This is a genomic window from uncultured Coprobacter sp., assembly GCF_947855755.1.
Classification (GTDB): Bacteria; Bacteroidota; Bacteroidia; order Bacteroidales; family Coprobacteraceae; genus Coprobacter.
Genome location: NZ_CANUAR010000002.1, coordinates 79,837 through 96,515 on the forward strand (window position 1 = coordinate 79,837; position 16,679 = coordinate 96,515).

At 38.1% G+C, this 16,679-nt stretch carries 11 protein-coding genes; 3 read left to right on the plus strand and 8 right to left on the minus strand.

The features are described 5' to 3' along the window. Positions 1-16 precede the first annotated feature (16 nt). From Q0093_RS02060 to Q0093_RS02070, 3 genes are all read right to left on the minus strand, one after another. The gene (locus tag Q0093_RS02060) at positions 17-526 is read right to left on the minus strand and encodes an RNA polymerase sigma-70 factor (RefSeq protein ID WP_297928278.1); all 510 of its coding nucleotides are present in this window, start codon (positions 524-526) and stop codon (positions 17-19) included. A gap of 675 nt (positions 527-1,201) precedes the next feature. Beyond that, on the minus strand, positions 1,202-2,341 hold the full coding sequence (gene nspC, locus Q0093_RS02065) for a carboxynorspermidine decarboxylase (RefSeq protein WP_297928353.1): 1,140 nt from the start codon (positions 2,339-2,341) through the stop codon (positions 1,202-1,204). An 11-nt stretch (positions 2,342-2,352) separates the two neighbouring features. Next, positions 2,353-4,701, minus strand: a complete 2,349-nt coding sequence (locus Q0093_RS02070) for an ATP-dependent helicase (protein ID WP_297928279.1) — start codon at positions 4,699-4,701, stop codon at positions 2,353-2,355. A 210-nt stretch (positions 4,702-4,911) separates the two neighbouring features. Between Q0093_RS02070 and Q0093_RS02075 the strand changes: the two genes are divergently transcribed. After that, positions 4,912-5,514 carry a Fe-Mn family superoxide dismutase gene (locus tag Q0093_RS02075; RefSeq protein ID WP_307766680.1) on the plus strand — a complete coding sequence of 201 codons (603 nt, stop codon included), beginning with the start codon at positions 4,912-4,914 and terminating at the stop codon, positions 5,512-5,514. 405 nt (positions 5,515-5,919) lie between these two features. Further along, the gene (locus tag Q0093_RS02080; protein WP_009316843.1) at positions 5,920-7,281 is read left to right on the plus strand and encodes a TrpB-like pyridoxal phosphate-dependent enzyme; all 1,362 of its coding nucleotides are present in this window, start codon (positions 5,920-5,922) and stop codon (positions 7,279-7,281) included. Positions 7,282-7,573: 292 nt separating this feature from the next. Here Q0093_RS02080 and Q0093_RS02085 read toward each other — a convergent pair whose 3' ends face one another. From Q0093_RS02085 to Q0093_RS02100, 4 genes are all read right to left on the minus strand, one after another. Then, on the minus strand, positions 7,574-9,607 hold the full coding sequence (locus tag Q0093_RS02085; protein ID WP_297928280.1) for a M13 family metallopeptidase: 2,034 nt from the start codon (positions 9,605-9,607) through the stop codon (positions 7,574-7,576). A gap of 19 nt (positions 9,608-9,626) precedes the next feature. Beyond that, positions 9,627-11,579, minus strand: a complete 1,953-nt coding sequence (locus Q0093_RS02090; protein WP_297928281.1) for an ABC-F family ATP-binding cassette domain-containing protein — start codon at positions 11,577-11,579, stop codon at positions 9,627-9,629. A 246-nt stretch (positions 11,580-11,825) separates the two neighbouring features. After that, a complete protein-coding gene (locus tag Q0093_RS02095) occupies positions 11,826-12,203 on the minus strand; it encodes an MmcQ/YjbR family DNA-binding protein (RefSeq protein ID WP_297928282.1) in 378 nt (125 codons plus the stop codon). Between the two features lie 13 nt (positions 12,204-12,216). Further along, positions 12,217-12,891, minus strand: a complete 675-nt coding sequence (locus tag Q0093_RS02100) for an NAD(P)H-dependent oxidoreductase (protein WP_297928283.1) — start codon at positions 12,889-12,891, stop codon at positions 12,217-12,219. A gap of 183 nt (positions 12,892-13,074) precedes the next feature. Here Q0093_RS02100 and Q0093_RS02105 point away from each other — a divergent pair, with 183 nt between their 5' ends. Further along, a complete protein-coding gene (locus Q0093_RS02105; protein WP_297928284.1) occupies positions 13,075-15,972 on the plus strand; it encodes a PD-(D/E)XK nuclease family protein in 2,898 nt (965 codons plus the stop codon). A 55-nt stretch (positions 15,973-16,027) separates the two neighbouring features. On the opposite strand, the gene Q0093_RS02110 is transcribed toward Q0093_RS02105, so the two are convergent. Continuing rightward, a complete protein-coding gene (locus Q0093_RS02110; RefSeq protein WP_294176047.1) occupies positions 16,028-16,678 on the minus strand; it encodes a carbohydrate-binding family 9-like protein in 651 nt (216 codons plus the stop codon). Position 16,679: the final 1 nt, after the last annotated feature.

Here is a 16,679-nt window from a genome sequence, read left to right on the forward strand (position 1 = left end):
AAAGGAATAGTAAAGATTAGTTAAATAAGAAAATATAGATCTTTTGCGCACCTTCGCGTATCAGCCGAAGAGCTTTACTAATATGATTATCTACCGTATTTACAGAAATGTGTAGTCTGTCTGCAATTTCTTTATACTTCATGCCATCACGCTTATTCAATAAAAATACTTCTCGACAACGTTCTGAAAGAGTATCAATAATCGTCCACATTCGAGCTTCTGCGAGCGAACGTTCTTCTGCCTCTTCATCGGTCAGAATATCTTCCAAATCAAATGGAGAAAGGTTTGTCTCATAAATCAAATTCTCCTTCAGATAATCCAAACTACGATTTCGTACTGTTTTATAAAGATATGCTTTGACATTCTCTATTTCAACACTATTTATTCTCTCCCATAAAGAAAAAAAACTATCTTGTACTATGTCTTCAGAAATATCAGTATTATGAACATAATGTAATGCATATAAACATAATGGACGATAATAGCACTTAAATATTTTGTCAATATCTATTGCAGATTTACTCATACAAATGAATTTATATATTTAACTATTCTATTATTTAGGGACTCAAAATAAGAGAAAGTTCACTATCCATTATTGTTAAACAAATTAAAAACATATCATTTTTTATTGAGAATATTTCTATATCCTATGAGATTTTTATCCTCCACGATATTACTTCGATTATTTATAAAACAGGCAATATGCTCGATTTAAATCAGCATTAACACAAAAAATCCCGCTATATTTTTCTACAAAAACGATATAACGGAAAAACTTTTCAAAAATATCCTGAAATAAAAAAGCTTATTATCTAATAATTCAACCAGCATTGATCTACCTTTCTATTTTCACAAAAGTATGATAGATTATCTGATGAGTGAAAACGGGAAAAAGACCGTAAGCAAACGCAAAGATGACCTGATAATGTTTCCTTGTCGGAAAATTTAGACATATACTAAGACTATTTCATGAGAAAAATGTATATAAAAAAGAAAAGGTTGTCATCTCGACAACCAATCTTCGTTAACCTTAAATCTAATACCATGAAAAACACATTGCAAATATACGAACATTATTTATATATGCAATACTATTATTCTACAAAATGCAATATATTAACTATAATTAAATATTTATATATCCAAAAAGCTTTTACAAAACTTTTTTTTACAAAAAATTTCCCCTTTATCCAATATATTATGCCATCCGATTTTTATAATCGTCATAAGTATAGGTACGCCATATTTTCAATTCTTCATCCTTTGTCCATAATGCTAATGCCGGATGTGGAATTCCGTTGAACATATTCGTTTTGACAATTGTATAATGAATCATATCCTCAAACACGATCTTATCACCTACTTTCAATTCTTTATCGAACGACCAATCTCCCATATAATCTCCACTCAAGCAAGAATTTCCACCTAAACGATATGTCGGCTTTCCCGGAACAGGATCTGTCGCTCCACGAACAACCGGTTTATACGGCATCTCCAGGCAATCAGGCATGTGACACGTAAACGAAACATCCAAAATTGCGGTTTTTATTCCTTGATTTTCAACAATATCTACAACAGAAGAGACCAAAATCCCGGTCTGCCAAGCAAATGCACTACCCGGTTCCATAATAATTTCCAAATTGGGATGTCGTTCTTTGAAGGCTTTCAATACGTCTATCAAATGCTCTACATTATAATCCTTTCGAGTCATTAGATGTCCGCCCCCCATATTCAACCATTTAACCTGCGACAGTAAATGTCCGAATTTTTTTTCTACCTGTTCCAATGTTTTTTCTAAATCATACGATGACGATTCACAAAGTGTATGAAAATGCAAACCTTCGACTCCCTGCGGCAATACGTTACCTAATATAGAAGCTACAATTCCCAATCGAGAACCGGGAGCACACGGATTATAAAGATCTGTCTCTACATCTGAATATTCAGGATTGATACGTAATCCGCAAGATATTTTATTCCCGGCAGCTAAAATTTGAGGATAAAAATGCTGAAACTGACTGAGAGAATTGAATGTTATGTGACTGCTATAACTCATAATAGCCGGAAAATCGGCATCGGTATATGCCGGAGAATAAGTATGTGCAGGACTTCCCATTTCTTCATAAGCCAACCGGGCTTCGAATACGGAACTTGCCGTTGAATACGGAATATATTCCCGTACAATGGGGAATGCTTTCCATAAAGCAAAAGCCTTAAACGCCAATATGATATTTACTCCCGCACGTTCTTTAACCGAACGGATCAGTTCTAAATTTTTACGAAACAACGCCTCGTCCAACACGTAACAAGGCGACGGTATTTTTTCTATATCCATAATCTTATTTTCTATCATTCAACTACGGTAAACTTCGCGAACTTAAGCAGTAATTGTTTCTTACCGACATTTTCAAATTCAACTCCGATTTTAGCATTATCTCCATCTCCTGAAATATCGATAACCTTTCCTTGTCCGAAACGGTCATGCCGTATCACACTTCCTACCTGTATGTTTCCGATCTGTTTCAATGTTCCTGACATCTCTTTGGAAACAGCTTGTTCCATTCGTGTAAGCGGCCTGTACTGTTCCGGATTATAAAGGGCTGACTTCTTGGCTTTCAAGTTTACAGAATCCGGTTCGTCCGACCATTGACGACTACGTACACGACTGAATACATTTCTCGAAGAGAAACGATTCACCTCCCGTCTTTCCGGTCTTTCGTCGCCATCGAGGGCAGAAGGCAAAGATAAATATCGAGAATCCATGTCTTTTAAAAAACGGCTGGGAGGCATAGCTGTAGGACTTCCGTTACGATAACGAGTACCCGCATACGAAAGTATGCAATTTTTTTCCGCACGGGTAATCGCGACATAAAGCAGCCGTCTCTCCTCTTCTATTTCCCGTTCACTACTCTTACACATCGCCGACGGAAAGAGGTCTTCTTCAAGACCTACGACAAACACATTCGTAAATTCAAGACCTTTTGACGCGTGAACGGTCATCATCGTAACTTTATCGTTATTCTCCTCTTTATCATTATCCTGATCGGTAGCCAAAGATATTTCATTCAAAAAATCGATTAATGAAACCGACTCGTTTCCTTCTTCTTCACGTAAAGAACAAAACTCCTGCACCCCATTCATCAACTCCTGCAAATTTTCTTGACGGCTCAAATTCTCCGGAGTACGGTCAGAAAATACCTCTGCAAAAATTCCCGACTGTTTGACTATCTGCTCTGCCAGATCAAAAGCATTTTTCTCCTCCGCTGCTTCCCTAAAAGAGTCGATCAACTCTTTGAATTTCTTTAACTTGTCCAATGTGCCGTTATTGACAGAAAGAGCATAAGCAAGCGGATCGGAAACCACCTGCCACAGACTTACTTCATATTTTGTAGCACATTCTCCTATTTTGCGAAGAGTCGTATCTCCTATTCCCCGAGAAGGATAATTGATAATCCGCTTCAAAGCTTCCTCATCATGCGGATTGACCGTCATACGAAAATAGGCGACAATATCTTTAATCTCCTTTCTTTGATAGAATGACAATCCCCCATATATTTTATAAGGAATATTTTTCTTCCGCAATGCTTCTTCAAAAATTCGGGATTGTGCGTTTGTCCGGTAAAGAATAGCAAAATCGCTATACGAAAATCCCGAAATGGCACGCATTTCGGAAATACGGTTCGCCACCATATATCCCTCTTCAAAATCGGAATACGCATTCAACACAGCAACTTTACTCCCCTCGTCATTATCCGAAAATACATGTTTGGGAATCCGTTCTTTATTTTTTTCGATCAAGCTGTTTGCAGCAGCTACGATCATGCGTGTAGAACGGTAATTCTGTTCTAATTTAAAAGTTCGGCAACCGGGATAATCTGTCCGCAAATTTAAAATATTGCTGATATTCGCTCCCCGAAACGAATAAATACTTTGCGCATCATCTCCTACTACACATATATGATTGTGATCTTTTGCCAATTGGTGCACAATGAGATGCTGTGCAAAATTGGTATCTTGGTATTCATCTACCAAGATAAACCGAAATATATTCCTGTAATGATCCCGAACATCGGGATGATCCCGAAACAGAATATTGGTATAAAGCAGTAAATCATCAAAATCCATCGCCCCCGCACGAGCACAACGATTCCAATATTCTGCATATATATCTTTTATAAGCGGTTTTTTAGAACGGATATCCGCTTCTATCAACTCTTTTGAAGCTGCATAAGCAATGGGAGTAATCAAGGCATTTTTAGCATTTGAGATAATAGCTTGAACCGTCGCCGGCTTATAAAGCTTGTCATCCAAAGCTTTCTCTTTTATAATAGTTTTTATCAAGCTCTTAGAATCAGCAGTATCATAAATTGTAAATTTAGAATTAAAACCGATACGGTCGGCATAGGTTCGCAAAATCCGCAAAAACACCGAATGAAAAGTGCCCATCCACAAACGAGATACAGTATCTTCCCCTACTATTCGGGAAATACGCTCTTTCATCTCCCGTGCCGCTTTATTGGTAAAAGTCAATGCTAATATATTATAAGGAGCATAGCCTGTTTGCAACAGATATGCAATTTTATAGGTAAGTACACGGGTTTTACCCGATCCTGCACCGGCAATAACAAGTGAAGGACCATCATTATATAAAACAGCTTCCCGCTGACTCGGATTAAGATCTTTCAAAAACTCTTCCACACTATACATTCTTTTATGCAAATGTAATTATTTTTTTTCCGTTTCACAGAACTTTTACCGACAACGGCTGTTTATTAAGTAAAGCAAATAAAAAAGGGCTTTTCCAACAATATAATAATACTGTCTAAAAGAGCTTTAAGATTTTATTTGCAAAAAAAGATTAAAAAATCAACAATTACAGAACTTTTCTGCTGTTAGTTTGTTTTACTAATAAACAGCGATAAAAAAAATAGAATTATGAAATACGAATTGCCCAAATTACCATACGAATATGATGCATTAGAACCTGCTATCAGTAAAAAAACGATAGAGTTTCATTATGGCAAACATGAACAGACTTATATTAATAATCTGAATAATCTGACTAAGGGTACACCTTATGAAGATACACCGATCGAAACTATTATCAAAGAAGCTGACGGAGCTTTATTCAACAATGCATCTCAAGCATGGAATCATATATTTTACTTTTTCAGCTTTACTCCCCACAAAAGCGAAGGACCGAAAGGTGCTTTAGCAAAGGCAATCGATGAAAAATGGGGTTCTTTTGAAGAATTCAAAAAAGCCTTTGTCGATGCAGGAGTCGCCCAATTCGGATCAGGTTGGGTATGGCTGGTAAAAGACAAAGAAGGCAAACTGGACATCATTAAAGAAGGAAATGCCGGCAATCCAATGACAAAAGGATATACGCCGCTTCTCACCTTCGATGTCTGGGAACATGCCTATTACCTCGACTACCAAAATCGAAGAGCCGATCATTTGAATGGTCTATGGGATATCGTCGATTGGAAAGTAGTTGAAGAGAGATATTGATTAATTCGCACTTTTCAAATAGTCGCGCGTGATGCGTAACTTTTCTAGCACTTTAAAATAAGCATAATGTGATGAATTCTAAAAGAGAGGAATACTACGTGAGTAGTCCCTCTCTTTGCTTTTTATATATACGGCTCATTTCGACACAAAACTAAAAAACGCTATCGAAAACAAGTATCAAAAAACATTCGTGCAAAATTCAGACAGATTCTAAACAGGCTCTATCATTTCACCGAAAAATTATTTTTTGATCGATTTGTTTATCAATTTTGAATTATCCTTTCTTTTTGTTTGATTTTTTAATTATTATTTGTTCCTTTGTTTCAAAATTCTTTTGTTTGAGATAATTTTACAAAAAACATCTGATAAAAAACTCAACTAATAATACCATAACTAACTCTTATTATGGATACAAAAAAATTTTTACTACAAGAAAACGACATCCCCAGAGCGTGGTATAACATAGTGGCGGACATGAAAAACAAACCTATGCCACCTCTCCATCCCGGAACAAAAAAACCACTGCAGCCGGAAGATCTCTATCCGATTTTTGCAAAAGAACTGGTTCATCAGGAACTAAATACAACCGACGCATGGATAGAAATACCCGATGAAATACGGGATATGTATAAAGTTTGGCGTCCTACTCCGCTGGTACGTGCCTACGGATTAGAAAAAGCTTTAGATACGCCCGCACATATTTATTTCAAAAACGAAAGTGTAAGTCCTATCGGTTCACACAAACTAAACTCGGCGATAGCTCAAGCTTATTTCTGTAAAAAAGAAGGTGTAACCAACATTACGACCGAGACAGGAGCAGGACAATGGGGTGCTGCACTTTCTTATGCTGCCAAAACATTCGGACTCGAATTGGCCGTATATATGGTAAAAGTCAGCTATCATCAAAAGCCTTATCGCCGTTCTATTATGCAAACATTCGGCGCACAGGTAATTGCATCCCCAAGTATGTCAACAAAGGCAGGACGCAAAATACTGACCGACCACCCTAACTATCAAGGCAGTCTGGGTACTGCTATTTCAGAAGCGATCGAATTAGCTCTGCAAACCCCGAATTGCAAATATACGTTAGGGAGTGTTTTAAACCACGTTATGTTGCACCAGACCGTAATAGGTCTCGAAGCAGAAAAACAAATGGAAATGGCAGGAGAATATCCCGATATCGTCATAGGTTGTTTCGGTGGAGGTTCAAATTTTTCCGGAATATCTTTTCCTTTCTTACGTCATAAACTGACAGAAGGTAGAGATATACGAATTATTGCTGCCGAGCCGGCTTCTTGTCCTAAATTGACACGCGGCAGATTCCAATATGATTTCGGAGATGAAGCGGGATATACCCCATTACTTCCGATGTACACTCTCGGACACAACTTCGCACCTGCGAATATACATGCCGGAGGTCTTCGTTATCATGGTGCCGGATCGATTGTCAGCCAATTGAAAAAAGACAATCTCATGGAAGCTGTAGATATTAAACAATTAGATACATTCGAGGCGGCAACTCTTTTCGCTCGTACCGAAGGTATTATTCCTGCACCCGAATCATCTCATGCTATTGCCGCAGCAATACAAGAAGCACAGAAAGCTAAAGAATCAGGAGAAAAGAAAACAATATTGTTTAACCTTTCGGGACACGGACTCATCGATATGGCAGCTTATGACCAATATTTCTCAGGAGACCTTATAAATTGCGAAGTAACGGACGAAGATGTAGCAAAAAATCTTGAAGAGATAAAAGACATTATTTAAAAGCCTGTCGTAAATTTTCCGACAAAAATATTATCAGGTCGTTTTTGTGTTTACTTCCGGTCTTTTTTCCCGTTTTCACTTATCAGATAGCCCGCTACCCTCCTTGTAAAAACAGAAAAAGAAACTCTCAAAACTGACCCGAGTAAAATTGAGACAAGTCCTAAGATTTGATTAAAATAAACAGGAAACTCCGGTAAGAATTATAATATTTTTACCGGAGTATTTTTGTGTATCGTCATAAAAAACCGGGATTTTAATAAAATCCCGGCTCGATTTATATAAATAAAATCATTTACCAAATCGTTACCCTGTCTTCAGGCTTCATATACATCGGATCTTTTTCTGTGATTCCAAAAGCCTGAAAGAAGCTTTCCAAATTACGTAACGCAGCATTCACACGCCATTTGCCTAAAGAATGAGGATCGATCTTAGTCAATCGCAATATCTCCTCATCCCGGATATTCTGCGCCCATAATCCTGCATAAGCCAAATAAAAACGCTGGTCGGGAGTAAATCCGTCGATCGGTTCCAAATCCTGTCCCTTCGTCGCATTTTTAAATGCAGTATAAGAGACCCGCAATCCTCCATGATCGGCAATATTCTCACCCAATGTAAAGCGTCCGTTTGCATGCACTGTATCCAAAACAATAATACTGCTGTATTGATCGGCCAATTTGTCTGCTCTCAAATTGAACTGTTTCGCATCTTCTGCCGTCCACCAATCTTTCAGATTTCCATCTTTATCATATTGACGACCCTGATCATCAAACCCATGAGTCATTTCATGCCCGATTACAACGCCTATGCCTCCATAATTCACAGCATCGTCGGCATCCATATAAAAGAACGGCGGCTGCAAAATACCTGCCGGAAAACAAATTTCGTTCGTTGTCGGATTATAATAAGCATTCACTGTCTGCGGACTCATCAACCAACGGGTTTTATCGACCGGTTTATTTACATCGCTCAACATATAATCAGACTCGAATATAGCAGCTTCACGTACATTATCCCAATACGATTTTTTCGGATCGATCGTTAATCCGGAATAATCACGCCATTTATCGGGATAACCGATCTTTACATAAAAAGCAGCAAGTTTTTCTTTTGCCTTAGCCTTAGTCTCAGCACTCATCCATTCTAAACTGTCAATATGTTCACCTAACGAAATTCGTAAATTTTCTACCAATTTAAGCATTCGTTCTTTTGCTTCAGGCGGAAAATATTTTGCTACATACATCTCACCCAACGCTTCGCCCAAAGCTCCATCCGTTACACTCAACGAACGCTTCCAACGAGGTTTCAATTCTTGCTGTCCGGAAAGAACCTTACCGTAAAAGTCAAAACGCGCCTGAACAAAATCATCACTCAAATAAGATGAAGCCGTATTTATTTGCTTAAAAATCAAATAATCCCGGATTTCTTCAGAGGTCAAACCTCCAACTAAGGCATCCATACCTTTTATAAAAGGTAACTGATTAGGGTTGATTTCGTTTAAAGAGTCCAAACCTAAAGCTGAAAAATAAGATTTCCAATCAAAACCGTTCATTTGTTTTAGAAAATCCGACATCGGCATTTTATTATAATTTTTCAACGGATTCCGGGTTTCTTCACGAGAAAATGCAACTTTAGCCAATGCCGTTTCTATATTCATAACATTCTTTTCGGCAACAGCAGCTTTCTCTGCAGAATAACCTGCCAATGTAAACAGCTCATTAATATATTTTTTATATGCATCCCGAATTTTTACGTTAGCGCTGTCTTCGGACAAATAATAATCCCGGTCTCCCATACTCATACCGCTCTGATATAAATTAACAATGTTCATCGAACTGTTTTTTTCATCAGCGCCTACATATAACTGGAAGAAAGGAGACGATCCTTCTTTATGCATTTGAGCAACGAGAGATGCAAAAGCAGCCTTATCATCCAAAGAAGCTATATTTTTCAAAGCTTCCGAAATAGGAGAAACGCCTTCTTTATTAAGACGAACGCTGTCTAATCCCATTTTATATAAATCTCCGACTTTTTGAGCAACCGATCCCGGTTCATTTTCAGCTTTCTCCAACTCATCAATTAACTCGCGCATTTGTTTCTGATTGTTTTCGGCCAAAACATCGAATGAGCCATAACGAGCATATTCAGGCTTCAACGGATTTTTTTTAATCCACCCTCCACAAGCATACTCATAAAAATCATCTCCACAAGCCACAGTCGTATCCATATTAGACGGATCTATGGCCAAACTCTTCTCCGCCCCGGGCTTAGGAGCACAACCGGTAGCCAAAGCTCCGGCGACCAAAGGTAAAATCAATAGTTGTTTCATTATTATTTAATTATTACGTTTATAAATCTTGTAACCGCAACTTTTCAAGTTGCTCACTGTGTTCTGTCCAATTCTCCATAACTTCATCCAGAGCCTTCTTCAACGCTCCATGTTTTTCATAAAGCTGAGTATCAGATGCACCTTCAGGAGAAGCCAATTGCTCTTCAACAGACTGTATTTCCGCCTCTATTTGTTCAACCCGCTTTTCATTATCCGCAACAGCTTTTTCCAATCTTTTTATCTGACGTTGAAATTCTTTTCGTTCTTCATACGACAACCTCGTCCCCGAAATTTCCTTATCTCCGGAATTATTCAAGACAGATTTCGAATCAACGTTACTATTACGCTCCAAATCTTGCAACGTTTCCATTTTTTTTCGTTGCAGAAAATCATAAATGCCACCCAGATGCTCCTTTATTCTCTTGTTCCCGAACTCATAGACTTTATCGACTAAACCGTCTAAAAATTCCCTGTCATGAGAAACTACAATTACCGTGCCGTTAAAATCTTTTATCGCCTGCTTCAGAATGTCCTTAGTCTTCATATCTAAATGGTTGGTAGGCTCATCGAGAATCAGAAGATTCACCGGTTCAAGCAAAAGCCGGATCATAGCCAGTCGAGTCTTTTCCCCTCCCGACAAAACTTTTACTTTTTTGTCGGATGCTTCGCCCCCAAACATAAAAGCGCCCAAAATATCCCGTATTTTGGTACGTATATCCCCTACCGCCACACGATCTATCGTATCGAAAACCGTCAGATTTTCATCTAACAACTGTGCTTGATTTTGCGCAAAATACCCGATTTTGACATTATGACCGATTTTCAATATTCCGTCATAGTCGATCTCTCCCATTATGCACTTTACCAATGTCGATTTTCCTTCTCCGTTTTTTCCGACAAAAGCCACTTTTTCACCCCGCCGAATCGTAAAATCAGCATTCGAAAAAACGACATGATCGCCATAAGTTTTGCCGACACCTTGTCCTATGACCGGAAAGTCTCCGGAACGAGGTGCAGGAGGAAACTTCAAATTAAGACGAGAGGTATCGACTTCATCAACTTCGATTCGATCTATTTTTTCCAACTGTTTAATACGAGATTGCACTTGAACGGCTTTTGTAGCTTTATACCTGAAACGTTCGATAAAAGCTTCCGTATCTTGTATTTGCTTCTGTTGATTCTCAAAAGCCCGTTGCTGCTGTTCTAAACGTTCGGCTCGTAACTGGACATATTTGGAATAATTTACTTTATAGTCATAAATGCGACCTAATGAAATTTCTATGGTACGAGTTGTCACCGCATCTATAAATGCCCGGTCGTGAGAGACCAATACTACGGCATTCGCTCTTGTCGCCAAAAAATTTTCCAGCCACTGAATCGATTCTATATCCAAATGGTTGGTGGGCTCATCAAGCAACAACACATCCGGACGCTGCAAAAGCAATTTCGCCAATTCGATACGCATGCGCCATCCACCGCTGAATTCAGATGTCGGGCGATCGAAATCTTCTCTGACAAATCCCAATCCCATCAATGTTTTCTCTATTTCCGCTTGATAATTTGCAGCACCGATCATCGTCAACTGCTCATTCGCATCTGTAACTCGCTCTATTAAATCATGATAATCCTGACTATCATAATCGGTTCGATCTGACAACTCCCGATTCATACGGTCGATACGTGACCGAAGTTCAAATATATGGGCAAAGGCTTGTTCTGCTTCTTTCATTACCGTACGCGAATCGGATATTTGCATCTGCTGAGGCAAATACCCGATTGTCATATCTTTAGGAATATTCACCATCCCCGATGTAGGCTGTTGCAACCCGGCAATAATTTTCAACATAGTAGATTTTCCTGCACCGTTCTTCCCGACCAGAGCAATTCGATCTTTTTTATTTATCACATAGGTTATATCATCAAAAAGCGGATTTCCGCCAAATTCCACCGATAACCCTTCTATTGAAATCATAATTGGTTATAATTACTTCATGAAAGTGCAAATGTAAAAAAAAACGTCCACTACAACGAATTTTAAATCACCGAATCTTTATAAGCATACTTCTATAAAATGACCGTTCAAATCTTAATACGAAGACTTCCACAAAGAAATTCAACAATACCGAACAACGGGTTAATCCTTAAAAACAGCAAAAGTACCGACTTCGATAGCCGATACTTCTACAAAATATTCCGATATTAAGAACCTGTATCGATTTTAGGTCGATTCCTGTGGCATTAATCCGGTTCTGTCTTTGAGCGGTAATGATGCAACTACCGTATCATAAGAAATCCGTATCAATTCTTTAATCCGGACATCAGACAAGTCTCTGCCCGGATAAATACTATTCCAGTATTTCTTATTCATATGCCAACCCGGTCGGACAGCATCATATTCAGACCGGAGCTCCTCTCCCATTTCCGAAGGCAACTTGATGTTGATAAAATCAAAATTATCTACATCACAAAAACAAAACCATTTGCCACATATATAAAAGCATAAGCCGCCGCTATAAACTTTATAACCTATCCAAGGCATTTTCTCCGTTACCCCCGGCAGTGACAAACAATAGTCACGTAAATCCTCAACAGTCATTATTGTGCATTACTTATTTGGTGTTAACTCTTTCTACCATCGCTTTCAGACGTGCTTCATATTCTTCTTTGCCATTCCGTAAATTCTCTTCTGCAGCAGTAGCATCTTGCGGATTACCATAAACGACAAGCGGATCATTCCAAATCATTTTCGAGTGATTAGCCTGACCTTCATAAGGACGCAAATACTCAACCATCGTATATTTATTGCGTCCGTCATGCTGATAAGCGGCCTCTTCAGATCCGGTTGTGGTAACCACCATGAACTCCTTGCCTTCTATCAATCCTTCTTGTGTAAATACCATGAATACTTCATCTGTCCATTGTTTCAACAAATGGGGTGCACTCATCCAATAAAACGGGAACTCATAAACTATACCTTTTGCCTGCTTCACAACATCTCGGTAAACATCAGGAGCGACAGGATAGTCGTAAATATTGATTACTTGCACACCCTCTACTCCGGCTACTGCCTGAGAAAGCGCGGCATTCATGTGACTTTTACTAATGTCGGGATGTGCAAGAAGCACAATCACAGCGGCATCGGTTACAGGAACAGTTTTAACTGAGTCTTTCATTGCTGTCGAATTTTCTTGTTGATTGTCATTGCCATTTCTACTTGCCTGTCTGCAAGAAGCAAATGCTATTATAACAACAATCAAAGTTAATAATGAAATTTTCTTTTTCATAACAATCTCTCTAACGATTACTTTTTGAATGGATAAAGCTAATAAATTTATCACAATCGCTCAAAAATGTTTGTGTAAAATTTAAATAGTCTTTTAAATGTAACCAAAGTTATTCTCTATGATTTACCGATTATTCCGCAGAAATTCCGTAAACTTGTAAGAATTTATTTTACATCGTCATATATGAAGCCGTTTTTATATCTTATAGCTCAAACTTTCTATAAAAAATATGGTAAGGAAATACAGAATTTAGCGTTCGTATTCCCCAATCGCCGTGCCGGAATATTTTTTCAAAAATATCTTGCAGAAGTAGCCGGACATCCTTTATTCTCTCCTCCGATAATGACAATTAACGACTTATTTATTCGTCTGACATCTTATCAACCGGCAGATAAAATTCAAATGCTTTTTATTCTTTACCGTCATTATATTGCTTTGAGTAACTCCGATGAAAGTTTCGATAATTTCGTCTTTTGGGGAGAAATGCTTCTCAATGATTTCGATGATGTTGATAAATATGTGGTAAATGCAAAAGAATTATTCACCAATATTCAGGATTTGAAAGAGATAGAGAACAGATTTTCGGATATATTATCTGAGACTCAAATAGAGTTTATCCGCAGATTTTGGGATCATTTTATACCGGCAATGGAAAGCGAAAAAAAAATGCAGTTCGTTGCCTTATGGAAAATCCTGTATCCTCTTTATAAGGCTCTTCGGGATGAACTAAAAACCAAAGGAATCGCATACGAAGGTATGATATTCCGAGAGGTAGCGGAGAAAGCAAAACAACGGGAGGAATTGCACATTCCTTACAACCAGGTAGTTTTTATCGGCTTAAATGTTTTAAGTACTTCTGAAGAAATGCTAATGCATCGACTAAAAGAATTAGATATTGCCGATTTTTATTGGGATTATGATGCTCCGACTCTAAAAGATGAATATAATAAGGCAACATTCTTTCTTTCTCGCAATCGTAAAGCGTTCCCTTCGAAATTATTATTAGCTAACGACAAAGGAAAAGAAACTTGGCCGGAAATAGAATTGATCGGTATTCCGTCTGCCGTAGGGCAAGCTAAACAGACACAAGAAATCCTGAATGGATTGATTTCATCCGGAGCTATTCCTGATCCGTCAAAAGCAATCAATACGGCAATCGTCTTGCCTGACGAGCATTTATTACTCCCGATGTTATATTCCATACCGGAAACGATCGACCCGATCAACGTGACCATGGGATATACCTTATCTAATACTCCGGTTGCAGGCCTTATGGAATCTATATTCGATTTGCAGAAGCATTACCGCATGGTACAAGGTGAGGTCCAATTTTATCATCGAAAAGTTCTTTCTATTCTCAGTCACCGATATATACTATCTTCCGGAGAAAATGAAATAAATCTATTATCAAAAGAGATAAAACAATATAATAAAGTATTTATTCCGGTTTCGGAATTAGGAAGAACAGAATTACTGAAGCTGCTTTTCGCAAGCTTAGAAACTGCGAATCAAGCTGCCGACTATCTGATCAACATTTTGGAATATTTACAGCAGGGTTTCCCAAATGATCAAAATGATTCCGAAGAGGAAGAACATACTGTACAATTTTCCGAAATAGAAAAAGAGTTTTTATTCCACTATTATATAACAGTAAAAAGGCTGAAGGATGTTATTAAGGACGAAAACATACAAATGAATGTTTCTACATTTTTCCGACTACTCGGTAAAATGGCAGGAAGTATCTCCATTCCTTTCAGAGGTGAACCTCTTTCCGGGTTACAGATAATGGGAGTTCTGGAAACCAGAGCTCTCGACTTCGAGAACTTGATCATCCTATCTATGAATGAAGGAATATTTCCGATGACAAAAGTTGCCAATACATTTATTCCCCATAATTTACGCAAGGGATTCGGACTTTCGACCATAGAACATCAAGACAGCATCTATGCCTATTATTTTTATAGGATGATATATCGGGCAAAAAGACTTTATTTATTATATGACACCCGTACCGAAGGATTACAAACCGGCGAAATGAGCCGATACATCTACCAACTAAAATATCATTACCAAGTGCCTATCCAAGAAAAGGTCATGAGTTACGATATTACGGTTAAAGAAAATCAGGTTATTCAAATACCTAAAAATGAATTTGTTCAAAAACAGCTAAACCGATTTCTGTCCGGAGGAGACCGGGCTTTGTCGGCAAGTGCTGTCAATACCTACATCGATTGTCCTTTAAAATTTTATTTAGGCTATGTCGAAAGGGTATCTTCAGAAGACGAAGTTGCAGAAAGCATCGAGGCCAGCACATTCGGAAGCATCTACCACGGAGTAATGGAAAATATTTACCAACGGATGCAGGGGCAGCTCGTTACAGGAGACTTACTCGAAAAGATTCAAAAAGACGACAAGCTATTAACAAGCTTAATAGAAACCATGTTCGCCAAATATTATTTTCAGACTTCTCGAATACGACCTTTGACAGGACAAAATTATTTGACAGGAGAGATTATCCGTAAATATGTCAAACAAACTTTAATAACAGACAGAAAGCACACTCCGTTCATCTATCTCCATTCCGAATTTCCCATCGACACCACTCATACATTCGACGGAATACGCCAAATCCGCTTAAAAGGATCTATCGACCGAATCGATGAAAAAGACGGTACTACAAGAATTATCGATTACAAAACAGGAAAAGGAGAAACGACCTTCAAAACTATGTCCGACCTATTCGACCCGCAAAAAAAAGACCGACCTAAGGCTATTATGCAAGTATTCATGTATGCTATGATATATTCTCAAATAAATCATCCGAAATCACTTTGTCCCGGAATCTACCATCTCAGAGATTTATTCAAAATACAATTCGACTGGTCTATCATCCATGAAATAAAAATGGATAAGAAGAGAGTCGAACAACCTATATACGACTTCGCCCCTTATATTCAAGAATTTACAGATACATTCAATAAATGTATCAAAGAAATTTTTAATACAGAAATACCCTTTAAACAAACCGAAAATACTCAAATATGTGAATACTGCGATTTTGCTGCAATCTGTAAGAGATAGAAAGAAGTCTCAAAAAAGACAAAACAGCGAGGTGTTTCAATACCTCGCTGTTTTGTTATCGAAAATATATTTCTCCAAAAAATTCAGGTCTGTGAAAATCCGGATTTTCCGTCTCAATAGGACTCCAACTCAAGTAATGAGGTAAACTCGAATTGTCTGCACATTTATAGAAATTGGCATATAATTTTTCGGGCAGCGATTCAGGGTTAACCCCTATCAGATCGAAAGGTATGGAAACAAGCAATTCCCATGCAAATATTCCTTGCATCTCCTGAAACGGTTTATGTCCGGCTGAAGCATAACGCCCTATACGCGCCATCTTCTCCTGAGAGAAATGGGTGCATATTTCCCGACTTTGACGCTTCGACGCCAACGCAGTACCGATACAATTGAATTCAAAATTATAATATTCGGTTTCACCCGGAACTTGTACAAAAAACTCTACACAGCTATCTTGCCATACCGGAGAATTATCTTCGCTATTCAATGCCAACAGACAATTTCCCCTGACGAAATACTTAATATAAAGAGCCGTTTCGCTTCGGGCTATATCAAATATAGTAATCGGCTTATACGGAAATTGTTCCGGCCAATTTACACACTCCACACTTTGCCGTGCAGCTTTCTCTTCAAGTAACTCACACGCTTTTTCCAATGGTTGATCTTTCAAACCCGGAATAAAAGGTACTGACAAAACTTTTTTCATA

Bases quoted from the DNA above. Each gene is read 5' to 3' on its own strand.
- Q0093_RS02060 (WP_297928278.1), bottom strand. From the start codon at position 526: ATGAGTAAATCTGCAATAGATATTGACAAAATATTTAAGTGCTATTAT.
- Q0093_RS02080 (WP_009316843.1), top strand. From the start codon at position 5,920: ATGGATACAAAAAAATTTTTACTACAAGAAAACGACATCCCCAGAGCG.
- Q0093_RS02085 (WP_297928280.1), bottom strand. From the start codon at position 9,607: ATGAAACAACTATTGATTTTACCTTTGGTCGCCGGAGCTTTGGCTACC.
- Q0093_RS02090 (WP_297928281.1), bottom strand. From the start codon at position 11,579: ATGATTTCAATAGAAGGGTTATCGGTGGAATTTGGCGGAAATCCGCTT.
- Q0093_RS02095 (WP_297928282.1), bottom strand. From the start codon at position 12,203: ATGACTGTTGAGGATTTACGTGACTATTGTTTGTCACTGCCGGGGGTA.
- Q0093_RS02100 (WP_297928283.1), bottom strand. From the start codon at position 12,891: ATGAAAAAGAAAATTTCATTATTAACTTTGATTGTTGTTATAATAGCA.
- Q0093_RS02105 (WP_297928284.1), top strand. From the start codon at position 13,075: ATGAAGCCGTTTTTATATCTTATAGCTCAAACTTTCTATAAAAAATAT.
- Q0093_RS02110 (WP_294176047.1), bottom strand. From the start codon at position 16,678: ATGAAAAAAGTTTTGTCAGTACCTTTTATTCCGGGTTTGAAAGATCAA.